At 65.2% G+C, this 24264-nt stretch carries 22 protein-coding genes; 14 read left to right on the forward strand and 8 right to left on the reverse strand.

Going from position 1 to position 24264, the window contains the following annotated elements; genetic code table 11:
- The first annotated feature begins 64 nt into the window (after positions 1 to 64).
- The 6 genes from ACYVF6_RS41310 (at position 65) to ACYVF6_RS41335 (ending at position 4964) form a co-directional block, all read left to right on the forward strand.
- Positions 65 to 814, forward strand: coding sequence for a type 1 glutamine amidotransferase domain-containing protein (locus ACYVF6_RS41310; protein ID WP_460530752.1), 750 nt, complete (start codon positions 65 to 67; stop codon positions 812 to 814).
- Entirely contained in the window at positions 811 to 2454 is a 1644-nt protein-coding gene (locus tag ACYVF6_RS41315) for an MFS transporter (protein WP_460530755.1), read from the forward strand. Before ACYVF6_RS41310 ends, ACYVF6_RS41315 begins: the two co-directional genes overlap by 4 nt.
- Complete coding sequence (locus ACYVF6_RS41320; RefSeq protein WP_460530758.1) at positions 2451 to 2768, forward strand: DUF3224 domain-containing protein; 318 nt, start codon at positions 2451 to 2453, stop codon at positions 2766 to 2768. The genes ACYVF6_RS41315 and ACYVF6_RS41320 overlap by 4 nt, the downstream gene beginning before the upstream one ends.
- Positions 2755 to 3120 carry a nuclear transport factor 2 family protein gene (locus ACYVF6_RS41325; protein ID WP_460530761.1) on the forward strand — a complete coding sequence of 122 codons (366 nt, stop codon included), beginning with the start codon at positions 2755 to 2757 and terminating at the stop codon, positions 3118 to 3120. The genes ACYVF6_RS41320 and ACYVF6_RS41325 overlap by 14 nt, the downstream gene beginning before the upstream one ends.
- 269 nt (positions 3121 to 3389) lie before the next feature.
- A complete protein-coding gene (locus tag ACYVF6_RS41330) occupies positions 3390 to 4676 on the forward strand; it encodes an APC family permease (RefSeq protein WP_460530765.1) in 1287 nt (428 codons plus the stop codon).
- Between the two features lie 69 nt (positions 4677 to 4745).
- The gene (locus tag ACYVF6_RS41335; RefSeq protein WP_460530768.1) at positions 4746 to 4964 is read left to right on the forward strand and encodes a hypothetical protein; all 219 of its coding nucleotides are present in this window, start codon (positions 4746 to 4748) and stop codon (positions 4962 to 4964) included.
- A 90-nt stretch (positions 4965 to 5054) separates the two neighbouring features.
- Here the strand turns inward: ACYVF6_RS41335 and ACYVF6_RS41340 are convergent, their stop codons facing one another.
- The 6 genes from ACYVF6_RS41340 to ACYVF6_RS41365 form a co-directional block, all read right to left on the reverse strand.
- Entirely contained in the window at positions 5055 to 5441 is a 387-nt protein-coding gene (locus tag ACYVF6_RS41340) for a four-helix bundle copper-binding protein (protein ID WP_460530772.1), read from the reverse strand.
- A 169-nt stretch (positions 5442 to 5610) separates the two neighbouring features.
- Entirely contained in the window at positions 5611 to 5937 is a 327-nt protein-coding gene (fdxA, locus tag ACYVF6_RS41345; protein ID WP_460530775.1) for a 4Fe-4S dicluster domain-containing protein, read from the reverse strand.
- Between the two features lie 119 nt (positions 5938 to 6056).
- The gene (locus ACYVF6_RS41350) at positions 6057 to 7232 is read right to left on the reverse strand and encodes a 3-deoxy-7-phosphoheptulonate synthase class II (protein WP_460530778.1); all 1176 of its coding nucleotides are present in this window, start codon (positions 7230 to 7232) and stop codon (positions 6057 to 6059) included.
- 3 nt (positions 7233 to 7235) lie between these two features.
- Complete coding sequence (locus ACYVF6_RS41355; protein WP_460530781.1) at positions 7236 to 9152, reverse strand: hypothetical protein; 1917 nt, start codon at positions 9150 to 9152, stop codon at positions 7236 to 7238.
- Positions 9149 to 9550, reverse strand: a complete 402-nt coding sequence (locus tag ACYVF6_RS41360) for a DUF362 domain-containing protein (protein WP_460530784.1) — start codon at positions 9548 to 9550, stop codon at positions 9149 to 9151. The genes ACYVF6_RS41355 and ACYVF6_RS41360 overlap by 4 nt, the downstream gene beginning before the upstream one ends.
- Positions 9551 to 9658: 108 nt before the next feature.
- Positions 9659 to 9781 carry a hypothetical protein gene (locus ACYVF6_RS41365; RefSeq protein ID WP_460530787.1) on the reverse strand — a complete coding sequence of 41 codons (123 nt, stop codon included), beginning with the start codon at positions 9779 to 9781 and terminating at the stop codon, positions 9659 to 9661.
- Between the two features lie 343 nt (positions 9782 to 10124).
- On the opposite strand from ACYVF6_RS41365, the gene ACYVF6_RS41370 reads away from it, so the two are divergent.
- The 7 genes from ACYVF6_RS41370 (at position 10125) to ACYVF6_RS41400 (ending at position 18879) form a co-directional block, all read left to right on the forward strand.
- Positions 10125 to 11207 carry a hypothetical protein gene (locus ACYVF6_RS41370; RefSeq protein ID WP_460530790.1) on the forward strand — a complete coding sequence of 361 codons (1083 nt, stop codon included), beginning with the start codon at positions 10125 to 10127 and terminating at the stop codon, positions 11205 to 11207.
- A gap of 204 nt (positions 11208 to 11411) precedes the next feature.
- Entirely contained in the window at positions 11412 to 12449 is a 1038-nt protein-coding gene (locus ACYVF6_RS41375) for a ketoacyl-ACP synthase III family protein (RefSeq protein WP_460530793.1), read from the forward strand.
- A 15-nt stretch (positions 12450 to 12464) separates the two neighbouring features.
- Positions 12465 to 13784 carry an NAD(P)/FAD-dependent oxidoreductase gene (locus ACYVF6_RS41380; RefSeq protein WP_460530796.1) on the forward strand — a complete coding sequence of 440 codons (1320 nt, stop codon included), beginning with the start codon at positions 12465 to 12467 and terminating at the stop codon, positions 13782 to 13784.
- A 122-nt stretch (positions 13785 to 13906) separates the two neighbouring features.
- Complete coding sequence (locus ACYVF6_RS41385) at positions 13907 to 15523, forward strand: MFS transporter (RefSeq protein ID WP_460530799.1); 1617 nt, start codon at positions 13907 to 13909, stop codon at positions 15521 to 15523.
- Positions 15524 to 15547: 24 nt separating this feature from the next.
- Positions 15548 to 16927 (forward strand): salicylate synthase, encoded by a 1380-nt coding sequence (locus ACYVF6_RS41390; protein WP_460530802.1) that lies wholly within the window; start codon positions 15548 to 15550, stop codon positions 16925 to 16927.
- Positions 16928 to 16970: 43 nt separating this feature from the next.
- On the forward strand, positions 16971 to 18617 hold the full coding sequence (locus tag ACYVF6_RS41395) for a (2,3-dihydroxybenzoyl)adenylate synthase (RefSeq protein WP_460530806.1): 1647 nt from the start codon (positions 16971 to 16973) through the stop codon (positions 18615 to 18617).
- 58 nt (positions 18618 to 18675) lie between these two features.
- Complete coding sequence (locus ACYVF6_RS41400) at positions 18676 to 18879, forward strand: phosphopantetheine-binding protein (RefSeq protein ID WP_460530809.1); 204 nt, start codon at positions 18676 to 18678, stop codon at positions 18877 to 18879.
- Positions 18880 to 18891: 12 nt separating this feature from the next.
- Here ACYVF6_RS41400 and ACYVF6_RS41405 read toward each other — a convergent pair whose 3' ends face one another.
- Positions 18892 to 19590: a sulfotransferase family protein gene (locus ACYVF6_RS41405; RefSeq protein WP_460530812.1), complete on the reverse strand. Its 699-nt coding sequence runs from the start codon at positions 19588 to 19590 to the stop codon at positions 18892 to 18894.
- 131 nt (positions 19591 to 19721) lie between these two features.
- On the opposite strand from ACYVF6_RS41405, the gene ACYVF6_RS41410 reads away from it, so the two are divergent.
- Entirely contained in the window at positions 19722 to 23552 is a 3831-nt protein-coding gene (locus tag ACYVF6_RS41410; protein ID WP_460530815.1) for an ABC transporter ATP-binding protein, read from the forward strand.
- Here the strand turns inward: ACYVF6_RS41410 and ACYVF6_RS41415 are convergent.
- Complete coding sequence (locus ACYVF6_RS41415; protein ID WP_460531337.1) at positions 23471 to 24193, reverse strand: sulfotransferase; 723 nt, start codon at positions 24191 to 24193, stop codon at positions 23471 to 23473. The two genes, ACYVF6_RS41410 and ACYVF6_RS41415, sit on opposite strands and share 82 nt — an antisense overlap.
- Positions 24194 to 24264 lie beyond the last annotated feature (71 nt).

Genomic DNA, 24264 nt, shown 5'->3' on the forward strand with positions numbered 1-24264 from the left:
TATCGTGCGTTGACGCCACCGTCATGAACGGCGACTCCACGATCTATGAGCGAAAGACAACCGCATGCCTGTTGACATCGATCTCGTTACCAGCAAGAAGATTCTGCTGGTCTGCTCCAACCCGGCCGGGTCGGGGCAAACCGGCTGGCCGATTGGGTTCTGGTGGGCCGAGCTCACCCACGCCTATTGGGAGTTCACCCAGCACGGCTACGAAGTGGAGATTGTGAGCCCCGACGGCGGGCGGCTGGCGGCCGACTCGTGGAGCGACCCGCGCGATGCGTCGGGATACTCGGCGGAGGACCTCATCACGCTCGGGTTCGTCAACTCTCCTGAACACCTCGGTTTGATCGAAGACACCAAGGCCGCGACGACAGATGAGGCGGCCATGTCGGTGGAGGCCTATGACGGGATCTTTCTCGTCGGAGGCCAGGCGCCGATGTACACCTTCTACCACGACAAACGACTGCACGAGCTGGTCGTCGCGTTCTATGAGGCGGGGAAGATGACTGCGATCGTCTGCCACGCCACCTGTGTGCTGTTGAAGACCCGGTTGTCGACTGGAGAGTTGCTGGTCACCGGCAAGACCTGGACCGGCTTCGCCAACTCGGAGGAGGATTACGCCGACGCCTTCGTCGGGCAACGGATCCAGCCGTTCCGTATCGAGGACGAGGCGCGCGCCCTTCCTGGCACCAACTTCATCGTGCAGGGCGCGTTCCGCCCGCATGCGGTACGCGACGGGCTGCTGGTGACCGGCCAGCAGCAGTACTCCGGAGCCGCCGCCGCGCGGTTGGTCATCGAGGCGCTCGGCCGGTGACACGAGTTCGAACCGCGGCCGATCAGCGCGGACCCTCACCGCTTCGTACGCCGGTGTTCCGCGCCTTCTGGATCGCCGGTCTCTTCTCGAACCTGGGCTCGTGGATCCATCTGGTGGCCGCCGCGTGGCTGATGACCTCGCTGACCACATCGGCGGCTCCTGTGGCCTTGCTGCTGACGGCGGCCTCGGTGCCGACGTTCCTGCTGGCACTACCTGCCGGAGCGCTGGCCGATGTGGTGGACCGGCGGCGACTGATCGTCGTAACCCAAACAATGCAAGCGCTGGTTGCGGCCGTGCTGGCAGGGCTCGCTTTGGCCGGATCCGCGAAACCTTCATGGCTGCTCCTGCTCACGTTGCTGCTGTCGGTCGGTGCCTCGCTGGGCTCGCCGGTGCTCCTGGCGGTGACGCCCGAGCTGGTCGACCGGGCGAGCCTGTCCCCGGCCGTCGCGCTGAACTCCACGTCGTTCACGCTGTCCCAGGCCGTCGGCCCGGCGCTGGGCGGTCTGCTCGTCGCGTTCGTTGGCCCGGGCGCGGCGTTCGCGTTCAACGCGTGCTCGTTCCTGGGTGTCGTGGTGGTCGCGCTGGCCTGGCGCCGCCCTCGTCCACTGGCGCAACTGCCCGCCGAGCACGTCCTCGGAGCGATGCGTGCCGGGATCCGCTACGTCCGGCACGCGCCGGCACTGGGCGTCGTACTGGCCCGAACCGCGAGCTATGGCTTGTGTTTTACCGTCGTGCCGGCTCTGCTGGCGGTGGTCAGCCGGGACCAGCTGGGTGCCGATGCCGCGCAGTACGGTCTGCTGCTGGGCAGCCTGGGTGTGGGTGGCCTGGCAGGCTCACTGCTGCTGCCGCGGTTGCGGGAGCGTTTCGACCACGAGCACCTGGTGATGCTCGCGCTGGGGCTCTACGCCCTTGTCCTGCTGGCGCTGTCCCAACTCCACATACTCGCGGCGGCCTTTCCCGTGCTGGCGATCGCCGGCTTTGCCGGAATGACAACCATGTCGACGCTCAACATCGCGGCCCAGGGCGTACTGCCGAACTGGGTTCGTGGCCGCGGACTGGCGATCTACCAACTGGTGTTCGCTGTTGCCATGGCCGCGGGCGCCGCCGGCTGGGGATACCTTGCCGGCAAGTTCGGCCTGCGGACGACGCTGGTCGCGGCCGCGGTCGGCATGCTCGCCAACATCGTGCTCGCCCGCCGGCTGCGACTGTCAGTCGCCGACGCGGTAGACACCGGTCCGCTGCACTCGGAGACGCCGTACGTCGACCTGCGGATCGACCCCGACGATGGTCCGGTCTTCGTCACCGTCGAGTACCTCCTACCGGAGGGGGATCTGACCGCGTTCCGCGGCGCCATGCGTGCGGTGCGGCGGATCCGCGAGCGCGACGGAGCGATGCACTGGGGGATCTTCCAGAGCCTCAGCGACCCGGGGACGCATATCGAGAGCTACCTGCTGTCGTCCTGGGCGGAGTACGAACGCCTTGCCGGCCGAGGCATTGCCTCCGATGGCCCGATCCTCGCCCGAGTCGAGGAGCTCCACACCGGCGATGAGCCGCCCCGCCGTTCACGCTTTCTCGGACATCACTTCCATCTGTTCCCTTCCACACAAGACAAGACACAAGGCGAAAGGCAACCCCGTTGAGCGTTACAGCGAACCAGCCCGCGCACGCAAGCGGCGTCATTACCGTGCACTTGTACGAGCCGGAGGACCTCGACTCCTGCGACGGTGGGATGAATCTCGTGAAGGTACACGTCGAGGAGACTTTCAGCGGAGACATCGAAGGTGAGGGTGTGGCAACGTTCCTGCAGGCCGCACGGGCCGATGGCTCCGCCAGCTTCGTCGGCCTCGAGCGAATGACCGGAAGGCTGGGCGGCAGGCAGGGCACGTTCGTGCTGCAGGACTCGGGCACTGTGGAGGGTGAGGTCGTGAGCGGGGATTCGTATGAAGCTGGCTGAGACTCTGATCGAGCTCGAGAACGACATGTGGCGGGCGAACCGTGAAGGTGACGGCGCGTTCTACGCCACGGCTTTGCGCGACGATGCGCTCGTGGTGAGCAAGTACGGCGTGATGGGCAAGGATCAGATCGTTCCGGTCATCCAGGCCAACCGGAACCCATACGTCAAGACTGACTTGTCGGAGCATCGTGTGATCGAACTGGACGCGAACAATGCCGTCCTCACCTATCACGCACACGTGGTGGCGGAGGTTCAGGGCAAGGAGGTCGAGCTCCCGTCGTACGCCACGAGCGTCTACACGCGTGAGGGCGACGGCTGGCGCATCGTCTTCCACCAGCAGACAGCCCTGTAGTGGGTGTGCAGGACGCCGGATGCCGGCTGTGGGTGGCCGACTGGCAGCCGGATCCAGACCTGTTCCGGATCCTGCTCGATCCGGCCGGTCACCCGTTCTGCCTGAGCCGATGGGGCCTACCCTCCTGAACTTCACGATCCGTTTGTGTGACCACGTTCTCGTGGCGAGCGAGTACGGCGTGATGGGCATGGATCGGATCGCTCTGGCCCGGTCGATTCGCTCCGGTCTGGCCCTGTTCCGGCGCTTCGGCCGATCGTAGGTTCGTTCCGATGACCGTGCCCGAGCCACTCACCCGCCCGGCCGAGGGCGGAACCAGCCACGGGCTGGGTGTCGCGCAGGGCGCCGCGCTGTCCATCGGTGCTGTCCTGGGCACCGGGGTGATAGCGCTGCCCGCTCTCGGCGCCCGGGTCGCGGGTCCCGCGTCCCTGCTGGCGTGGGCGATCCTGGTGGCTCTCTCGGTGCCGCTGGCCGTCACGTTCGCCGCGTTGGGTGCGCGCTACCCCGACTCCGGCGGTGTCTCGACCTATGTCCGTACGGCTTTCGGTGCGGGTCCTGCCACGGTGGTCGGGTGGTGCTTCTACTTCGCGGTCGCGGTGGGGGCGCCACCGGCGGCGATGTTCGGTGGGGCCTACGTTGCCGCCGCGTTCGGTGGCGGCCGGCGGACCACGGTGCTCACGGCCGTCGCCGAGATCGTGGTCGTGACCGCGATGAACGCCGGCGGGGTCCGGCTCTCGGGCCGGGTCCAGCTCGTCCTGGCGGGCCTGCTCGGTGCCCTACTGCTCGCCGCGACGCTGACCGCGTTGCCGCACGCGCAGCTGGCGAATCTGCGGCCGTTCGCCCCGCACGGCTGGTTCGCGGTCGTATCCGCTGCCGCACTGCTGGTCTGGGGTTTCGCCGGCTGGGAGGCGGTGACATCGCTGGCCGGGGAGTACCGTCGGCCGGTCCGGGACCTGCCGCTCGCGACGGGGATCGCGGTCGTGGTGATCGGCGTGCTCTACCTGGGGGTGGCGGCCACGAGCGTCCTCGTCCTGGGACCGGCTGCCGGGCAGACGCCCGCACCGCTGGCCGATCTGCTCGCCGTCGGACTCGGCGACCCGGCCCGGGCACTCACCGCGGTTGTCGCCCTCGTTCTCACCCTCGGCACCATGAACGCCTACTTCGCCGGCGCCGCCAAGCTCGGCGCCGCACTGGGCCGCGACCGCGCGCTACCAGCGTGGTTCGCGCACGGCAGCGCCGCCGGGCAGGTGCCACGCCGCAGCCTGTTCGTGATCGCGGGCCTGGCCTTCGGCTCGCTGGTCGTCACGACCGTTGTCCGGCTGGATCTCACGAAGCTGGTGCTGCTGACCACGGGCTCGTTCGTCCTGGTCTACGTGCTGAGCACAGCCGCGGCGATCCGCCTACTTCCGGCCGGCGGCTGGGCCCGGCGAGCCGCCGCCGTGGCCTTCGTCAGCGTCCTCTCCCTGTTCGCGACGACGGGCTGGTACATGCTGTGGGCGCTCGGCATCTCGGCCGGAGCGCTGCTGTACGCGCGTCGGGCGGATTCGCTGCCGCAGTGAGCTGTTGGCCGAGGTAGGCGTCACGCCGGTCGGACTGTCGGCCTGGGATCCTGGCGCCGCGCCACCGGCATGGCCGGCCGCTCGAGAGGCTTCCCCGACCCCGGGGAGCGCGCCCGTACCGCCGTACGCAAGGCCATCAAGCGAGCCATCAAGCGAGCCATCGACGAGATCACCGCGGCTGAGCCGGCGATCGGGCGACTCCTCGCCGCAACCATCACCACGGGATCCACCTGCCGCTACACACCCGACCCGGAACGACCGATCCGCTGGATCCGGAGACGTACGTGATTTGGGGAGCTTCGTCGCTTGTCGCGCACGTAGATGACCGTTGGTTCCCGTCACAGGGCCGCGGCGCTCACGCTCGAACTGGCTGGCTGCTTAGGTGAGACCACCGGCGACGACCGGAGGCAGGCACGCCGTGTGCTCCCAGGTGAGTTCGCGGCACGCGTCGGCGCACCGGCGGCACAGCTCAGCGCATTGCCGCAGCACTTCATCGTCGATCTGTTCGCAACATTGGGCACAGCGCTCGCACGCTTCGGCGCAACTGATGCTCACCAGCCGGTGCAGGGAGGAGCGCCGAAGCAGGAGTCCCGCCGCGACTTGACAGATCTCGGCGCAGTCGATCAGCAATCGTAGAGCGTGGCCCGCCATCTGCGGGCCGGACTGTTCCAGGCAGTAGGTGATCGTCTCTGAGCAACTGCAGTAGCACTCGAAGACCCGTTGAATGCCGACCCATAGCTGCTCATCTGGTAACTGATCGGTCATGGCTGGATATCTCCTGATCCTGCCTGGATCCTGATTGATGGGTGCCCTGTCGATCACGTCAAACCAAGTAGGTGAGTGCAACGATATCTAGTGTATCGCAGTCAGCTAGTGGGCGGTTACGTCAAGTTGAAAGCACCATTGAACGAGCGACGGGGCAACCTAGCTGACTTCAGTTTTGTGGGTTTTGTGGACCAAGATCCTTGATCCACTGGGGGTCGTTACTCGTTCTGCCGACCTTGGCCGCGCCCCCTGGAGACCCAAGCTGCTGGAAGAACCCGCCATTGGCCGCAGCGTAGGACAACCATCCTTCGGGAAGGTCGGCTTCGTAGTAGATGGCCTGTACTGGGCACGCGGGTTCGCAGGCGCCGCAGTCCACGCACTCATCTGGATGGATGTACACCATCCGCTCGCCTTCGTAGATGCAGTCCACGGGACACTCGTCGATGCAGGACTTGTCGAGCACGTCGATACAGGGAAGGGCGACAACGTAGGTCATGATGTTCTCCAGGCGGTCGCGGTGTCCGTGAGCGCTCCGCATTGGCGGGCAACGAACTCGCAGTGAACGTACATCGCGGAGTGTTGGTTAGCCGTTTGGCCGCATCACATTGAGGGAAACTAGCCCAACTCGTTGGCGAAGTGGTCGACGATCTCCAGTGCCTGCTGGGGATTCAGTCGTGGATCGCACGGTGGGCTCTCATGGTGCTTACCGTCCGCTGGCAGGTCCTCGCGGCACTCGTTCACGGCTTCGGGTGTCACTTCGAGATGGAGACCCGCCGGATGAGACCGGGCAGCACGCATCGCTCCTACGAACGCGGTGACCTCGGCGCGCAGGTCGGGCAGGAGGCGCAGCTTCGCGTTGCCCAGCTTGTGGGTGTTTCCGTGCATCGGATCGCATTGCCAGACAATCGGCGAGCGACAGCTGGCTGCCGCCCGGATCAGCTCACGGACCCGTTCGCCGGCCGCGGTGGCGCCCATCCGGGTGATCAGGCTGAGTCGGCCTGGTTCACGGCGTGGGTTGAGCGCATGGATGAGATCGGTGAGATCGCTTGGCGATGTCGTCGGCCCGATCTTTACTCCGACCGGGTTGCTGACCAACCTCGCCCACTGGACGTGCCAGTTCCAGAGCCTGCGTGTGCGGTCTCCAATCCAGACCAGATGGGCGCTACCGGCGTACGCCAGGTGGCCGCCCCTCGTCAAGGGCTCCTCATAGTCTCTGAGCAGAGCCTCGTGCGAGACGAAGACGGGATGACTCTGGTGGCGCCGATCCTGAAGGCATCGCAGGGTGTCGTACGAACGCTGGTAGCTCGTGAGGAGCCGTCGAGGGTTGGCGTGGCGTCCCGCGGCGGACACATCGAGGCTGTTGACCGCATCGCCACGATAGGCCGGCAGCACCGTTCCATCAATCAGTCTTTCCACCGACTGGCTGCGGGGTTTGGCGTGCTGTCCGGCCATGCGTGCGACCAGGACGACGTTTCTCCCGGTGCGCGATGCGAGGTGGTCAGCCAGTTCGACATACAAGGCGACTCGCCGCTCGACCTGTTGAGGGTTGGCCATGGTGAACAGTTCGGCGCACTCGCCGACGTGGAGGACATGCGCGTTACCCGATTCCACCTCCGCCAGGAGTTGCCGCAGGGTCCAGATCTCCTGTTCGTCCACCAGGGCGGGGACCTCTGCCAGCTCCGCGCGCACAGGTCCCAGCTCCGTGTGGTAGTCCCAAGCCGGCTGCTGTGCCGCGGGCACGTGGTTCAGACCCTGAAAGCGAACGGATCCGCGGACGTCGAGCAGTTGCACAGTTTATTCCCCTCGGCCTGGAGTGCCAGCAGTCTCTGAGGCGGCAATCGTCGTCCAGTGCCATTGCGAGTCGAACGCCGCGACCTCGATGGTCTCGCCACATGCGATCAGGTCGGCCGCGAGTGTGGTTGCCCTGGCGATGAAGGACGAACAACGATCGGCGGCAAGGAGGTCCTGCTCGTCGAAGGGTGGTCCTTCGCATCGAAGCAGCCGGAGATCGACGAACCCGTTGAAGGTCCGGTCCAGGACGTCGACCGCCTGCGGGCTACGGATGCTGAACCGAACTCTCGCGGCGACATGCCCGTGGTGATGCTGGTCTGAGTAGTACGCGAGATCGGGAATAGTGGGCGGTACGAAGTAGTCGCGTGCGGACACGACCGGCACCTTGGGCAGGCTGCCGGCTATGAAGTGCCAGGAGTTGTACTGCATCCGTGAGGAGATGGCCCACGTCACATCGGCGAGTTGCTCTGGTGAGTCACCGAAGTACCTCCGCGCCCCGGCGGCCGGCACCACACAGCAGAAGTAGTCAGGGAGCTCCCACCGCGTGATCTGCTCCCAGTCGTTCGCGCGCAGCGCCCGGATCAGTTGGGGAAGCGAACGGATACCGCGGCTCATGGCGAAGTCGGCGTCGAACGCCTTCGTGGCGGCCGCGACGGTTTCGTACACCGCGGACTCCAGCCCTGTCGTGAAACCACCATGCGGTCGGGACAGCCAGGAAGGCGACTCCGCGATGCTGTCCGCGAGTTCTGTGAGAGTGGCACCCGCCACCGGTAGCTGCCTGCGCAAGTGCGCGCACACCGACTGTTCCCTGCGGCGGGCCTGTTCTCCGTGCGGTGCGGCGAGCCGCTCGATCTTGTGCATCAGCGGTCCGTGGATTTCTCGGTAGAGCCGGACCGAGCTTCCGATCATTTGCCTGCGTGCTCTAAGTGCCCCAGCGAGGTCGCTCAACGCCTCCACAGACGTGGAGGTCGCCGGTGGAACGTCTTGCCCAGCGGGGACGCTGTTGTACGTTCGTCGCGTCCGCTCGAGCAAATGCGCCACGTGGTCGAGCGTCAACTGTGTCCCGTTGGCTTCCTCGATCCGGGCGTACCCCGCGGACCGCACCAGCAGCCCGAGGCACACAACCAGGACGGCATCATTGTCCGACCACAGCTCCAACGGGATGCCCTGCAGACTGCTCAGGGCACAGTCCGGGTGGCCCGGCCAGAGGGTCTTGCCGGTCAGCGTGTTCCGGTCGCGGAAGTTGGTGTACTGCTTGCCTTCTTGGTAGATGACAAACGGAGCGGTGCGTAGGGCGGCCTCCTTCAGCTGGTCGAGCAGACCATCGCGGCCAGATTGTCCGGCCGCGTCCAACCATCGACGGCACTCGGCAACCGAGCGCCAAAAACGTGTTGAGGCGTGGCTTACCTCGTCCCGATAGGCTGACAAGGCGCGGGGCGTCCACGGCAGGCGAATGACCCCGTCTACGAGCTTGTGGTCGCTCACCAGCGGGCCCTGGGACGGCACGCGAACAGCGATCCGGCCGCTCGTCGTGAGCCCAAGTTCTCCGAGGAAGGCAGGCCGCACACCGGGAGCGTCAACTGGCTGGCTTGGCCGGTCTTCCTCTCGCCAGGTCATTCCGAACAAGGCTTTCATCGCCGCCTCTTCGGTGAGGCGCAAAGCACGGAGCTGGACGTCAGCGGGAACGTGGCCGCCGAGTGTAAGGAGAGTGCTCACCGCCGACGACGGATCTGGTGCGGCGACGGCCTCCCGCCAGATGCGTTCGAGCAGTCCCGGAAAGCCGGCGTCCTCCGCGACGATGTAGTCCGGCTTGACGGCCTCGCCGGCCGGCGTCCCCAAGCGGCTCGGCCTCCGGCTTTGTCGCGCCTTGTCCAGGGCGGCTCGGCGTGACGTGGTGTTTCGATCCAGAGGCATGGTCATGAGGCACCTCCTGCGGCAAGTTCGAGGTCGGTCCACACATCGGTGTTGGTCGGTGACCACTCCTCGTCGACGTAGATGCAGTCGACCGGACATACCATCACGCAAACCGGGCAACCCGAGCACAGCTCCGGAATGATGAAGACATCGAGTCCGCGATCCACGATCGCACCGAACTCCGGTGGGCAGTTGCGGACACACGTGTCACAGGTGATGCATTCCGACGCCTCGATTCGGCGCGGTGGCCGCTTCCAGATCTCGTCGCGCGACCGTGTTGCGATTCGCTCGGCACGCACGGCCGTGGCTCCGGACCGAGCGTTCTTGCCCCAGGGCATGCTTACTCCCCACCCTTGGCTGCTGATCTCGACGACTCGTGGTCGGTTGGGAACGGACGAATTCATGGCGGCGTCCGCCAGAATTGCACAGGCGAAGCAGCCGAACAATGACAGCCGCGGTTGGAAGGGTCATAACCGCGGCGCTACCGCAGTTGAACACCTGGCCTGGCAGCCCTAGTCGCCCATGCCAAAGAGGAAGACCGCGCCGACGGCAAGTAACGTGAGGATGGCCGCGGTGACGCCAACCACCAGGACTCGGCGGGGTAGTTTGTCGACGTACACAAATGGATCGAGCATCCACTTCCCGCTTTCCCTTTAGGTCGCAACTGAGAGCTAGCCCAATTCTTAGTGTTGCTTCCGGAGAACGTCTACTGGCCCAGCAGCTTGAGATCCTGGCGACGTGCCGTGGCGGCGGAGCGCCTGAATTACTAAGTGTCTTAGGATTACTAATCAACCTAGTAGTTAAGGCTATCGTTCGGCCGAAGATTGGGCGCGGGGCCTAACCATTTTTTGCTCGCGTGATCCGGCTGGATCCCTGTAACGTGAAGGCGCTGTTTGTTCAGGTACAGGCTGTTCCCGCCAGAGGGGAGCCACCCCTCTGGAAGAGGTGACCTACCAAGCATGCAGAGGGGGATGCTTCATGCTAAATCGGGCCAACCTGCCGATCGACGTCTACTCGCACGCCAACCCCACCGGTCCAGATGAGGACCCGCTACCGGTTGCTTCGACCGAACGTGGTGAAGTGACCACAGTACAAATCAGCTCGCTGGTTTTTGGGCATTCGCCGAGGCTGTCCGGAGAGGATCCCAAGCACAGCCTCCTCCTCGCCGAATCGGACGATGAGCTTCCGCCGATCACGGTTCATCGGCCGACTATGCGGGTGATTGACGGAATGCATCGAGTTCGTGCCGCTCTGTTGAACGGCAAAAGCGTGATCCAGGCCCGTCTACTCGATTGCGATGAGGAAGTTGCGTTCGTCCTTGCTGTGACGGCCAATATCACTCACGGCCTTCCGCTTTCGCAGGCCGATCGGAGGGCGGCGGCGGCTCGCTTCATCGCGGTTCACCCGAACTGGTCGGATCGGGCGGTGGCCGCGTCAACCGGTCTGTCCGACAAGACGGTGGCGAGGATCCGCGACAGTTTGATACCGGAAACGTCGCAGTCGAACACCCGGCTCGGCCGAGACGGACGGCGTCGCCCGATCAACAGCGAGTTGCAGCGACGCCATGCCGCCGCGCTGATCAGTGAGAAGCCAGACGCTGGGCTGCGTGAGATCTCTCGAGCGACGGGCCTCTCCGTGGCGACGGTACGAGATGTACGGCAACGCGTTGAACGGCATGAGGATCCGGTGCCTCCGAGGTACCGGCCGGTTGCGAAGGCTGACCCGCCGCCGGTGTCGCGGCTGCCACGCAGGACAGGCGGCCAGCCGCCCCGGTTCGGTGGCCATGACAGCCCGCAGAAGCTGCTGGAGAAGTTGAGGAACGACCCCGCCTTGAGGTTCAACGATGCCGGCCGGAGAACCTTGCGCTGGCTGCATCAGCACGCTGTGCAGCTGGATGGTTGCGACGGCTGGGAAGACGTCGGCCTCAACCTGCCCGAGCACTGTGCCCCGGTCGTCGCGGACCTGGCTCGAACCTGTGCCGACGTCTGGATGAAGCTGGCCGAACAACTTGAGCAGCAGGCTGACGACTACGGCGATTCCAGGTCGCGCAGAGCCGACTAGCAAGGGCGTGAGGTAGGCCGGATCGGACTGGGCGTCTTGTTCAATGGGGGCGTCCAGGCTCGGCGACAAGCCCGGGAGAATCACGTATCGTTCCCCTGGTAGTGATCGGCTTGGCCGAACTACTTCAGCGGCTTTCGGATCGAAGGCTACGTATCCGTTCGTGTCCAAAGGAATTTCAGTAGCGCGCGACCTGAGCGAGGTCAAATGAAGGTCAACGAGATCTATATCGCCGGTATCGGCACTTCTACTCCCGAGTGCATGGATACAGCGGAGGCCGTGAAGCAGGGATGGTATGACGCCGAACAACGTGAACGGAGCGGACTGCTGTCCATCTCGATCGCCGGCGCCACCCCTGCACCGGATCTTGCCGTCGAGGCGTGCGAACGTGCGCTGGAGCAGGCAGAGCACGGCGCTGAGGATATCGGCGCACTGTTCCACACCAGTGTGCATCCCCAGGGTCCCGACGGCTGGTCGGCACAGCATTACATCAACCGTAGGACGGTCAATCAGCCGGTAACGTCGGTCGAGATTCGCAATGGGTGTATCGGCTTCTTCTCGAACCTGCAGCTCGCCGCCTGCTATTTGAACGCGATGCCGGAAAGGCCGGCGGCGTTGTTGACGTGTGCCGACAATTTCGGCACCCCCGCGGTCAACCGCTGGCAAGCGTCCAGCCTGTTCGTACTCGCGGACGGTGGAGGAGCTGTCGTGCTGTCCAGGAACGGTGGACTCGCGCGCGTGCTGGCCATCGGGTCGGTTTCGGCGCCGGAGCTGGAGGAGCGGCATCGCGCCGGTGAAAGCCTGTTCCCGCCGAGTCTCACCGTGGGTGGCACGCTCAACTTCGAGGAACGCATGGGCCGCTTCCAGCGGGAGGTGGAAGAAGGGACGCTCACGCCTGAGAGCGACTTCGGATCGGTCATGATCGAAGCTGTGGAGACCACCTTGAAGGAGGCGGGTGTCTCGCTGGACGACATCGTGAAGGTCGTTCACGACGGCTTTACGCACTGGGCGCTGCACGATCTCTTCCTGGACCCGATCGGCGTCGAGGAAGAACGCGGGATCTGGGAGTTCACCCGCCGGCTCGGCCACGCCGGTCCGCTCGATCAGATCCGTGGCCTGGAACACCTCTGGCGGAGCGGCCAGGTCGAGGTTGGAGACAAGGTGCTGCTGTTCAGCGGAGCGCCAGGGATGGAAGCGGCCGCAGCCGTAGTCGAGATCACCGAGACCCCGGCAGAGACCAGGTAAGGGAGCGTACGTCCGATGGCTGAGGCACTCGACAACGCCTACGACGCTGTCGTCATTGGCGGTGGTCCCAGTGGCTGCGCCTATGGCATCACGCTGGCTCGGAGCAGGCGCTCGGTCCTTGTTCTGGAGCGGGAGAGGTTCCCGAGATTCCACATTGGCGAGGCGTTCCTGCCGTACGTTCAAGACGTTCTGGAGCAGCTCGGCATCCTGCAACGGTTCAGTGGCGAGGGATTCGTCGTCAAGAAGGGCCTGGAGATCATCCGTCCCGACGGGGGGTTCCGGCTGGTTGATCTCGATGTGACCGCGGACGAGGGCTATCGAAACTGGGCCTACCAGGTCGAACGGTCCCGATTCGACAAGATCCTGCTCGGCGCCACGTCAGAGGAGGCCGGTGTCACCGTCCTGGAGGACGCCCGCGTCACCGAGTTGGTCTGCTCTGGCGATCGGATCACCGGAGTCCGATACACCCATGGCGACCGGCAACACAGCGCCACGGCAAGGTTCGTCGTGGATGCGAGTGGCCGGGCGGGCGTTGTCGCTCGCGGGCTGAAGTTGCGGAGGACGGATCGTCAACTCAGGATGGCCGCTGTCTTCAAGCACTTCAGCGGAGTAGATGAGAGCAACAACCCGGGACGCTACGGCGACACCCAGATCGGGGTCCACCAGGACGGCTGGATCTGGGCGATACCGATCCGCGACGACATCATCAGCATCGGTGCGATGGCCCCGGCCGAGATCTTGCGTGCCTCGAATCCTGACCAGATATTCGAAGAACACCTTCGTCGGGTCCCCCGGATCGTCCAGCGCATCAAGGGGACGAAGGTGTGGCGAGGCCTCCGCGGCGAGAACAACTTCGAGTATCACGCCGACACGGTTGCCGGGCCTGGCTACTTTCTGGTGGGGGATGCGGGCTGCTTCTCGGACCCGATCTTCTCGGCTGGGGTGTATCTCGCGCTCGCGACCGGCAGAAGGGCCGCCGAGGAGACCATCAGATACGCCGACGGGGAGCTGTCCGAGGCCGAGATGATCGAACGCTATCAGGCCTTCTACAAGACCGGTTACGAGACGTACTATCGGCTGATCCGGGCGGTTTACGACCGCCGCATTGGCCCGATGGGGACGTATGTCCAGAAGCTTCTGATGGGCGAAGGCGTTGGAGAGCGGGAGCGAGTGCTCGCACTCAACGGCGACCTGTGGACCGACAGTAACCCCTTCGTTCTTCGGCTGAGAAAGGAAGAGGAGTACCGCCTCTTCGAGGACTTCGAGCCCATGTACGGCTGTCCTGTCTATGGGAAGGAAGGACCCACTCGCGTCGTTTCCGCGAGCGGCACCTGATCTCGAGATGTCCGAACCGCCGGGCCTACGGCCGCTCGCTGAAAGGAAGCCTTCTCTTGAGATCTGACCAAGCCGCTCCTGGACCCGGCGGAGCCGGTCGCCGGCCGGTGCTCCGTAAACGCTTGAACGGTATCTCCTACGAACACCCGCTGGCGTTCTGGCTCGGGGTCTCGAGCACGACAGTTGGCGTGCTGCTGCAGTGGCCGAGCTACTTCGCGGCTCACGACATGCGCTATCACCTCGCGGGCATGCCGGTCACCCCCGAGATGACAGTCGGTATGGCGCTCATGTTCATCGGCGTCGGCATCACCGTCTACAGCCTGTTTCCCACGACGACGATGGAGCGGCCGGAGCTGAGCCGGGTCAGTATCGCGCCGTTGGACGACGTACGGATCCGACCGGCGCACGTCGGGCTGCTGCTGGTGATGGCCGCGGCGATCACGATCGATGTGATGAAGACTGTGTCACTAGCGTTCATCGCTCCCGGTGCCGCCGCAGAGTATGGGTTGCGGGGACCGCTGAACCCGCAGGCCGACGCACTGCCAATTGGGCTGTATCCGCTGGCCGGGATCACCGGCACGATGATCGGCTCGTTCATCTGGGGTTGGCTGGGTGACCGGATCGGGCGGCGGGCATCGATCCTGCTGTCCGCGATCATCTTCATCGCGACGTCGACATGCGGCACGATGCCGCAGTACTGGATGAACCTCGTTACGTGCTTCACCATGGGCCTTGGCGTGGGCGGCATGCTGCCGATCACGTTCTCACTGCTGTCGGAGACCGTGCCGAGGAAGCACCGTGGATGGGTGATCGTCCTTATCGGCAGTGACATCGCCGGCGCCTACATCATCGTGAGTTGGCTGTCTTCCACGTTGGCTTCGCCAGGACAGTTCGGCTGGCGCATGCTCTGGCTGATCGGGCTGCCCACCGGACTTCTTCTGCTGCTGCTCAATCGATGGATACCTGAGTCGCCGCGGTTCCTGCTCAAGCAGGGCCGCGATCAGGAGGCCAGAGCGGTGATGCGCAGGTACGGCGCGGCGATCGTGGAGAAGGAGTCCGAGCTCCAGGTCGAGCAGGGTCTCACTCGCGGTTTCCGGCAGCTGTTGACTGGACGGTTCCTCGGCCTGTCGGCGGCGATCGTGCTGCTCGCCCTGAGCATCGGCATGACGCAGTACGGCTTCCAGCAATGGATGCCGTCCAACTTGCAGAAGCTGGGCTTCTCCGAGGTAAACGCGAGCCAGATCCTCCGTAACGCCGCCATCATCGGTTTCCCGTTCAGTCTCCCGGTCGCATTGCTGTATGGCTTCTGGAGCAGCAAGAAGACTGTCCTGTCCATCACCGCGCTGATGGGCGTCTCCCTGATCGCATTCGCGGCGCTGGGTGATCAGGTGGCCGACAACCGCCCGCTGCTGTACGTACTTCTGGTCATACCGGCGTGGGGAATCAGCATCCTGAACTCAGTCCTCGCCGCCTACACAGCGGAGGTGTACCCGACAGTCGTACGTGCTCGTGGCAGCGGGTTGTCGGCCGGCGCGACCAAAGCCGGAGGCGTGCTCATCCTGTCCCTGGTCGTGGCCGCCGTGGCCGCGCCGTCGGTACGTATGACCGCTGCTCTCGGCGTCATCCCGATGGCTCTGGCGGTCATCGCCATTGTCGTGTTCGGACCGGAGACACAGCGCAAACAGCTCGAACGAATCACGGCCGAGGAGCTACACCGCGAGTCGGCGGAAGCCGCCTAGGCCTTGGCGGGAAGGGATTGCGAAATGACCGCAGGAGCTCCTCAGCGTTACGTCGAGCGGGAAGTCCCGCTCGCTGGAGAGGACCCGCTGACCGTGGTCTCGCGGCTTGCCGCGTCCGGACTCCATGAGGACTATGTCGTCTACGAGAATGGTGGCCGCTGGTCGTACGCCGGCGGCGCGCTCGCCGAGCTCTCTGTGGACCTCTCTGGTGCCCGGTTGCGGCACAACGGTGACGAGACCTTGCTGCCGTGGGACGGGTCGCCGTTGCGGCAGGTTCAGGGACTGTTGGACAGCATCCCCATCCGAGAGTGGCGGGCCTATGGGTGGGCGACGTTCGAGCTGGCCTATGCCAAGGACGGTGACGTCAGCAAGGTTGGCGGCGATCGATTGCTGCATCTGCTGGTGCCGCGGACCGAGGTGCGGGTCGGTGGAGGTCTGGCCCGGCTACGTTCGGTTGAGGCGGAGACGCTCGATGAGGTCACGGCCACACTTACCGAAGGCACCATGGGACTCGTCCGAGAGTCGGAGCCCCTTGATGTGCGCCGATCCGGCGCCGTCGACTACCAGCGGGCCGTGGAAGCCGCGGTCCAGGATATCAAGACGGGCAAATATCAGAAGGTGATCTTCTCGCGGGTCGTTCCAGTCGAGCATGACATCGACTTCGTGGCAACCTACGTCTCCGGGCGACGTGGCAACAGCCCGGCCCGCTCGTTCCTGCTCCGGCTGGGTGGGATCGAGGCTGCCGGTTTCAGCCCGGAGATTGTCGTACAGGTGGATGGTTCGGGACACGTCGTGAGTCAGCCGTTGGCGGGGACCCGTGTCCTTACCAAGGACTTCGCCGAGAACGAGCGGCTGCGGACCGATCTGCTTTCGGACTCGAAGGAGATCTACGAGCACGCGATCTCCGTCAAGGTCGCCTATGACGAACTCAAGGAAGTGTGCGTTCCCGGCTCGCTTACCGTCAACGACTTCATGTCGGTGAAGGAGCGTGGTTCCGTCCAACACCTGGGCTCGCAGGTTGCGGGCCAGTTGGCCGCCGGCCGCCACTCGTGGGACGCGTTCCGTGCGGTCTTCCCAGCGGTGACCGCATCGGGTGTGCCCAAGAACGCTGTCTACGACAGCATCCGCACGCAGGAAGGGAAGCCACGTGGGCTGTACAGCGGCGCGGTGCTCACCGTCGACCAGGCAGGTGCCATGGACGCAGCTCTTGTGCTCCGGTCGGTCTATCGGCAGAGAGGCGCGACGTGGTTGCAGGCCGGTGCTGGGATCGTCGGGCAGTCCCGGCCGGAGCGGGAGTTCGAGGAGACCTGCGAAAAGCTCGACAGCGTTGCCCGTTATCTGGTGCCGAGCCAGGAAGCGCTCGCGGCCGCGCACCAGGCCATCAGCCGCGCCTACTTCGCTTGAGCTTCCTGTGAGTATGGCCTGAGCCGATCGGAGGAGAAGTCACATGCTCGACGGATGCACAACCTGGCCGGCGGAGTTCGCGGACCGCTATCGCGAGTTGGGGTACTGGCGGAGTGAGAGCCTCGCGGACCTGCCCCGAGCGTGGGCCCGTCAGTACGGCTCCCGCACCGCGCTTGTACACGCCAAGGATCGCGTGAGCTATGCCGATCTCGAGCATCGGATCAGCCGCACTGCCGCCGGTCTGCGGCGGCACGGAATCAACCCTGGGGATCGGGTCGTCGTGCAGCTGCCGAACATCCCAGAGTTCGTCGTCGTGTGCTTTGCTCTGTTCCGCATCGACGCCAAGCCGGTCTTCTCGCTGCTCGCTCATCGAGGCAACGAGATACGGCACCTGTGCGCTCTTTCGGAAGCCGCCGGCTACGTAGTGCCTGGCATGTTCCGGGGGTTCGACCACTCGGCGCTGGCTGCCGAGGTGATGGCGGAGTCGCCCTCCTTGCGACGAGTATTCGTCGCGGATGGCGAGATCGGCGCATACGACCGTGATGCGTTCGTCCCGCTCACGGCGGTGGACGCAGAGCCTGGTCCGCCGGTGGAGGGCGACCCTTCCGACGTAGCCTTCTTCTTGCTGTCCGGCGGTACGACGGCCTTGCCCAAGCTCATTCCACGAACACACAACGACTACGCCTTCCAGGCCAGGGCGACGGCGGAACTGATCGGCTTGTCAGAGTCCGATGTCTACCTGGCCGCGTTGCCGGTGGAGTTCAACTTCGCGTGGGGTTGCCCCGGCGTTGTCGGCACCTTGTGTTCGGGCGGTAGTGTCGTGCTCGCCGAGGACCCGGATCCCGACGACTGCTTCGCGGCGATCGAAAGGGAACAGGTCACCTTCACCTCCGTCGTGCCGGCCATCGCCCAACTGTGGCTGGAAGCGACCGACAGCGCGCCGTTCGATCTCTCGAGCCTGCGGCTGATGCAGATCGGCGGCGCGCCCTTGCACCACGGAGTCGCCGAGCGGATCGGGCCGGTCTTCGGCTGCGTTCTGCAACAGGTGTTCGGCATGGCCGAAGGTCTGCTCAGCCTCACCCGGCTCACCGATCCGCCGGACACAATACTCACGACGCAAGGGCACCCCCTGTCGGTCCACGACGAGATCCGCATAGTCTCCGAGTCAGGGGTGGATCTTTCGCAGGGAGAGACGGGGGAGCTGCTCACTCGTGGCCCTTACACGTTGCGGGGCTACTACCGTGCACCAGAGCACAACGCGCGAGCGTTCACCAGAGACGGCTTCTACCGCACGGGTGATCTCGCCCGGCTCACCCCGAACGGAGAGCTGGTCGTCGAGGGGCGCATCAAGGATGTCATCATCCGAGGTGGCAACAAGATCTCGGCCGCGGAGGTGGAGGGTCACCTGCTGACTCATCCCGCCGTGGAACAGGTAGCGATCGTGCCGATTCCCGATCCGTACCTGGGTGAGGGCATCTGTGCTTATGTCCGGCCGGCAGGAGGGCCACCACCGACGTTGCGCGAGTTGCGGATGGCACTGCACGACCGAGGCATCGCCGACTACAAGTTGCCCGATCGGCTGGAGATCGTCACCGAGCTCCCGCTCACCGGACTTGGCAAGGTCGACAAGAAGGTCTTGGTGAACGACGCCGCCATGAAGGCGGCCGCCGAAGTCCCCGCACAAGGATGATGGGAAACCAATGGCAAACAACTCCGCGGGTATGCCGCCTACTATCGATGAACTGCGCATGGCTGTCGCCGAGATGATCGGAGCTGAGCCGGGCGACATCGCGATGGATGCGAACCTCGTTCATCTCGGCGTGGACTCGCTGGGAATGATGCGACTGGCCAACCGGTGGCGGCGCGCCGGCATCCGAGTGCCGTTTCGCGAACTGGCCGCTGATCCCACACTTGCCGCCTGGCAGCGGTTCCTGGACTCCAAGGCGGAGTGAGACAGCCGTCGCCTATTTCCGTACCTCAGCGTCGAACGGAGAGACGAGACGGCCTTCGGTCCTGGCCTCCCAGATCTGTTGCTGCGACTCGGCGGAGTTGAGATGTGGGAAGGGTTCGGCTGGCGGCTCGACGCCGAGGAAGTCACACAAGGGCTCCCAACCTTGGCGGACGTCGAACACCAGCAGCCGGTCTGCGGGCAACTCCGCCTTGACCGTGGCTGTGTGCCGATGAAAGGCCGCCACCAGGCCGGCTTCATCCTCCGGCATCTCCGGTCCGAACTTCCAGTCCGGCCCGAGAATGGCTCTGCCTCGCTTGGTCATCAGCGGCGCGATGCGTCGCATGGTCATACCGGCGGCACGCAGTGCCTCTCCCTGTGCCTTGCGTGGCCGCGTCATCAGTGTTCGGAAGCTTTGGTACCAGGCGTGCGGATCACGAACGCTGAGGAGAACCTTCGCGTCCGGGTAGAAGCGCGCCAACTCCCGCCAGAACAGGCCGGCCGGCCAGTCCTGTGCGGACTGGTAGCCGTCGAACACCCGATCCCAGTCCGGGGCATCGTCGGTGTCGGCGTACAGCCAGCGGTCGATATGCTCTGGATGCGCCCGCAGGTCGTGGGCACCGTGGTAGCAGGGCCCGAATCCCAGCCTGTCCAGCGCCGCCTTGATCGAGGCGGTTCCGGTGCGCGGGAGTCCCGCTCCGATGACCTTCAGCATTTCGCCCACCTTTCGGTACTCCAGCTCGACAGCGTCAGCCTATGTCGATCCTGGAGAAGACATCAACAATTGCTGCCGGGTCGGACACCGTTGGATACTTGGCCTTCTGAGCACGGAGGTACACATCCCACATGACCGCGACTGCGCGAATGTCCCCGGATCGTTGGATCGGGCGGTTGGCGAGGTACTGCTGGCGTTCCAAAGCGCTGGTGTTCGCCAGCTTCGGTGGCGCGGTCGCTGGAATGGGCGCGGGCGCTCTCGTACCCTTGGTGGAGCGGCAGATTGTCGATCAGGTGATCATCGCTGGGCGCGTGCCGATGCCACCGTGGATTGTCATCCTGCTCGCCCTCGGAACGGTCAGCTTCGTCGTCGGACTCCTGCGCCGTTATCTGGGCTCCAAGCTGGCACTCGACGTCCAGCACGCCATCCGTCGCGATCTGTTCGGCTCACTGTCCCGATTGGATGGAGTGCGGCAGGACGAGCTGCACACGGGCCAGGTCGTGAGCCGCTCCATCAGTGACATCATGCGGGTGCAGGGGTTGCTCCAGATGCTCCCGACGGTGGCCGGCAGCATGCTCTTGTTCGTTATCTCGCTCGGTCTCATGCTGACGCTGTCGCCGTTGCTCACCCTCGTCATGCTCGGGGTTGCTCCCGCCCTGCTGCTCATCGGCTACCGCAGTCGCAGCCGGCTGTTCCCGGCTACCTGGGACGCCCAGCAGCAGGCCGCCGAGGTTGCCGGGATTGTCGATGCAGCCGTGACCGGCGTACGTATCGTCAAGGGATTCGGTCAGGAGCGGCGTGAGCTCGAGCGGCTGGGGGCGCAGGCTCGGCAGCTGTTCGCGGCACGGCTGCGTGCGATCCGGCTGGCCAGCCGCTACAGCCCCGCTCTGCAGGCTGTTCCGCTGCTCGGTCAGGTCGGCATCCTCGCGCTTGGTGGGTGGCTTGTCATCCGCGGGTCCATCTCGCTCGGCACGTTCCTGGCCTTCTCCGCCTATCTCGTCCAGCTGATCGCTCCGGTCAGGATGCTGTCCAACTTCCTCGTTGCAGGACAGCAGGCCAAGGCCAGCGTGCTCCGGGTGTACGAGGTCATCGACGCCATGCCTGTGATAGAAGAGGCGCCGGACGCGCGGGAACTGCCTCCGGCTTCGGGCACGGTCGAGTTTCGCGAGGTGTCGTTTGGATATCTCGCGTCGGAGCCGGTGCTACGCGACGTGTCGTTTGACGTCCTGGCAGGTGAAACCCTCGCTCTGGTGGGCCGGGCCGGCTCGGGCAAGTCCACGATCTCGCAGTTGCTGCCGCGCTTCTACGATGTCGGCTCGGGTGCCATTCTGGTGGACGGGCACGACATCCGGGACGTCAGACTCGACTCGCTACGGTCGCGAATCGGATTGGTGTTCGAGGACAGTTTCCTGTTCTCGGAGTCGATCCGGCACAACATCGCCTACGGCAGGCCGGACGCCACCGAGGAGCAGATCCGGGCAGCAGCGCGGCTGGCCGAGGCGGACCGCTTCATCCTGGAGTTGCCGGATGGCTACGACACCGTGGTCGGTGAACGTGGTCTCACCTTGTCAGGTGGCCAACGCCAGCGGATCGCGTTGGCGCGTGCCCTGCTCACCGACCCCAGCCTGCTCGTCCTGGACGACGCCACTTCCGCGGTGGATCCGCGCACCGAGGCGGAAATCCACGCCACCCTTCGGCATGTCATGGCAGGCAGGACGACACTCATCGTCGCTCACCGGCAGTCCACGCTACAGCTCGCGGACCGGATCGCTGTGCTCGACGCAGGACAGGTCGTCGATATCGGCACGCACAGAGAACTGTCCGATCGTTGTCCGCTCTACCGGCTGTTGCTCGGAGGGCCAGGCGATGACGTCGAAGGCATCGACGCCGGCGCACCGGACTCCGTAGTCGCGGGGACAGGCGGCGAGCCGAACGGGCGGATCGACGGCGTTACCCCGGACCTGTGGAGACGACCGAGTGACCAGGTGCCCGTCCACCTGACGCGGGTGCGAACACCGACCGGCGCCGGCGGCAGCTTCGGCCGGAGCGGTGTCGGCAGCGGCCGGGGCGGTGTCGGCGGTGCGCCTCCGACACCGGAACTGGTCGCGCAGGTGGAAATGCTTCCGCCGGCCAAGGACGTTCCGGACGTCAGCGCCGAGTTGGCCGAGCAACCGGATCCGGAGTTCGGTCTGGTACGTACGCTCCGGCCGTTCGCGGCGCCGCTGCTGCTGGCGTTGCTGTTCGTCGGGCTGGACGCACTGGCTACGCTCAGCTTGCCGTCGCTCGTCCGGCAGGGCATTGACGCGGGCGTACAACAGCGAGCATATTCCGCCGTCGTGCTGTGCACGCTGGCCGCGCTCGGCCTCGTGATCTGCGTTTGGTCGGCCAACGTCGCGCAGGTCCGAGTGGCCGGACGTGCGGGGGAGCGGGTCCTGTATCTCCTGCGGATAAAGCTGTTCGCGCACCTGCAACGGCTCGGGCTCGACTACTACGAGCGCGAGATGACCGGCCGCATCATGACCCGCATGACCACCGACATCGACGCGTTGTCGACGTTATTGCAGACCTCACTGCTCACGGCAGTGGTCTCGCTTGTCCAGTTCGCCGGTGTCCTGGTGGTGCTCTTCTGGATCAACTGGCAGCTCGCCTTCGCCGTGCTCGTGGTCGTGCCCGTACTTGTGATAGCCACGCTGGTCTTCCGGGCGAAGTCGTCAGTGGCCTATCAGGACGCTCGGGAACGGATCAGCGCGGTCAATGCCGACTTTCAGGAGAACGTCGCAGGCATGCGGGTCGCTCAGGCGTTCGGCCGCGAGGAACACAACGCGAACCGGTTCGCCGAAAAGAGCGACGCCTACCGAGCCAGCCGGCTCCGGGCGCAACGGTACATCGCGATCTACTTCCCGTTCATCCAACTTCTCAACCTGGTCGCGGTAGCGGTCGTGTTCGGCGCCGGATCCGGGCTGGTGCGGACGGGAGCTCTGAGCCCTGGTGCGTTGATCGCCTACCTGCTCTACCTCGACCTGCTCTTCTCACCTGTCCAGCAGTTGTCCCAGATATTCGACGGCTATCAGCAGGCCAGGGTAGGACTCCACCGGATCGGTGATCTGCTACGCACGCCGACCACGACACCGCAGGCGAAGAGCCCGACACGGGTCCGCGAACTGTCCGGAGAGCTCAGCTTCGACGGCGTCCGGTTCCGCTACGATGGAGCGGTCACCGATGCCCTCAGCGGCATCACCCTGCAACTGCGGCCCGGCGAAACCGTCGCCCTGGTTGGCGAAACCGGCGCCGGGAAGACGACCCTCGCCAAGCTGGCGGCGCGTTTCTACGATCCCACCAGTGGAGTCGTCCGGGTGGACGGGCTCGACCTTCGCACTGTCGACCTGGCCGGCTACCGCCACCGCCTTGGATACGTTCCACAAGAGCCGTTTCTCTTCCCCGGCACCGTACGAGACGCGATCGCCTACGGCCGACCGGAGGCGAGCGACGCCGCCGTGGAAGCCGCCGCCCGTGCGGTCGGCGCGCACGACATGGTCGCGCGGATGCGGCACGGGTACTTTCACAGAGTCGGCGAACGCGGTGGCAACCTCTCAGCCGGGCAGCGGCAACTGCTTGCGCTGGCGCGCGCGTACCTGACCAACCCGGACATCCTGCTACTCGACGAAGCCACCGCCGCACTCGACCCGGCAACCGAGGCGCTGGTGATGCGAGCGACGGAAGCTCTGGTCAGGCGTCGGACCACGCTGCTGATCGCGCACCGGCTCACCACTGCGGCCAGGGCCGACCGGGTGGTTGTACTGGAGCACGGCATGGTCGTCGAGGACGGTACACACGCCGAACTGGTCGAAGCGGGTGGCAAGTACGCGAACCTGTGGGCGGCCTATACCGCAAGGCCCCCGAACGACGGCCAGCGGGAGAGGTCGACACCCCAGGCCGGCAGCCTCCGGATGTCAGCCTCGTAGGCGTGGACCAGCAGGTCCTGCAGGCCGTCGGGCCACTGCCAGGATGCCTTGCCGGACGTGGTTCCCGATGCCTGGCCGGTGCGTTCGAGGGACACGGAGACGAGGCCGAGCCGTCGCCACACCAGATCGGCGTGCGCCTGGGGATCGGCGCACACAGCTTCGTACTGCAGCACAAGGATACGTTCGCTGCCAATGGCCTTGGCCCAGGTTTCCAACTGGACGGCGTACATGCCACCCCAGACGGCGTCCGATGTCATGAGATGGGTCAACCGGTGGCGAAGTCGCGGAACCAGATCGTGAGGCTCCCATTGGGTCTGGAGATGCCGCATCGCCGAGGCGAAGCGTTCGATCGGATCACGAAGGAGCACGAGCACCACGGTGTCCTGCCCGATGGCCTTCGCGGCGATCGGTGGAACCGCCGGCGAGCGCAGATAATAGGGTGTCCACTCGCCGGCGTATGGACCGAACAATTCGCGATACGCTGCCAGATCAGGGTCGGGCCGATCGAGTAGATGCAGCTCCTTACGTTTCTGCGCCGACAATTGCATTGTCGGGTGCTGGAGCAGCAGGTCAGTGAACCAAGTCGTGCCCGAACGTTGCGCACCAATGCCTAGCCATGCCGGACCTTGGGGTTTTATCATCACGGCATCACTTTATCGGCGTGAGAGGTTTCGTCGCCAGCCAGCGAAGGGCGAGATATGCGCGTAATGAT

This window comes from Flindersiella endophytica (genome assembly GCF_054779015.1).

What these genes read in the sequence shown, in the direction of transcription:
- ACYVF6_RS41370 (WP_460530790.1), top strand. Translation starts at nt 10,125, where the DNA reads ATGCTAAATCGGGCCAACCTGCCGATCGACGTCTACTCGCACGCCAAC.
- ACYVF6_RS41365 (WP_460530787.1), bottom strand. Translation starts at nt 9,781, where the DNA reads ATGCTCGATCCATTTGTGTACGTCGACAAACTACCCCGCCGAGTCCTG.
- ACYVF6_RS41355 (WP_460530781.1), bottom strand. Translation starts at nt 9,152, where the DNA reads ATGACCATGCCTCTGGATCGAAACACCACGTCACGCCGAGCCGCCCTG.
- ACYVF6_RS41400 (WP_460530809.1), top strand. Translation starts at nt 18,676, where the DNA reads ATGGCTGTCGCCGAGATGATCGGAGCTGAGCCGGGCGACATCGCGATG.
- ACYVF6_RS41335 (WP_460530768.1), top strand. Translation starts at nt 4,746, where the DNA reads ATGGCCGGCCGCTCGAGAGGCTTCCCCGACCCCGGGGAGCGCGCCCGT.
- ACYVF6_RS41410 (WP_460530815.1), top strand. Translation starts at nt 19,722, where the DNA reads ATGACCGCGACTGCGCGAATGTCCCCGGATCGTTGGATCGGGCGGTTG.
- ACYVF6_RS41390 (WP_460530802.1), top strand. Translation starts at nt 15,548, where the DNA reads ATGACCGCAGGAGCTCCTCAGCGTTACGTCGAGCGGGAAGTCCCGCTC.
- ACYVF6_RS41405 (WP_460530812.1), bottom strand. Translation starts at nt 19,590, where the DNA reads ATGCTGAAGGTCATCGGAGCGGGACTCCCGCGCACCGGAACCGCCTCG.
- ACYVF6_RS41360 (WP_460530784.1), bottom strand. Translation starts at nt 9,550, where the DNA reads ATGAATTCGTCCGTTCCCAACCGACCACGAGTCGTCGAGATCAGCAGC.
- ACYVF6_RS41330 (WP_460530765.1), top strand. Translation starts at nt 3,390, where the DNA reads ATGACCGTGCCCGAGCCACTCACCCGCCCGGCCGAGGGCGGAACCAGC.
- ACYVF6_RS41380 (WP_460530796.1), top strand. Translation starts at nt 12,465, where the DNA reads ATGGCTGAGGCACTCGACAACGCCTACGACGCTGTCGTCATTGGCGGT.
- ACYVF6_RS41340 (WP_460530772.1), bottom strand. Translation starts at nt 5,441, where the DNA reads ATGACCGATCAGTTACCAGATGAGCAGCTATGGGTCGGCATTCAACGG.
- ACYVF6_RS41325 (WP_460530761.1), top strand. Translation starts at nt 2,755, where the DNA reads ATGAAGCTGGCTGAGACTCTGATCGAGCTCGAGAACGACATGTGGCGG.
- ACYVF6_RS41415 (WP_460531337.1), bottom strand. Translation starts at nt 24,193, where the DNA reads ATGATAAAACCCCAAGGTCCGGCATGGCTAGGCATTGGTGCGCAACGT.
- ACYVF6_RS41395 (WP_460530806.1), top strand. Translation starts at nt 16,971, where the DNA reads ATGCTCGACGGATGCACAACCTGGCCGGCGGAGTTCGCGGACCGCTAT.
- fdxA (WP_460530775.1), bottom strand. Translation starts at nt 5,937, where the DNA reads ATGACCTACGTTGTCGCCCTTCCCTGTATCGACGTGCTCGACAAGTCC.
- ACYVF6_RS41310 (WP_460530752.1), top strand. Translation starts at nt 65, where the DNA reads ATGCCTGTTGACATCGATCTCGTTACCAGCAAGAAGATTCTGCTGGTC.
- ACYVF6_RS41375 (WP_460530793.1), top strand. Translation starts at nt 11,412, where the DNA reads ATGAAGGTCAACGAGATCTATATCGCCGGTATCGGCACTTCTACTCCC.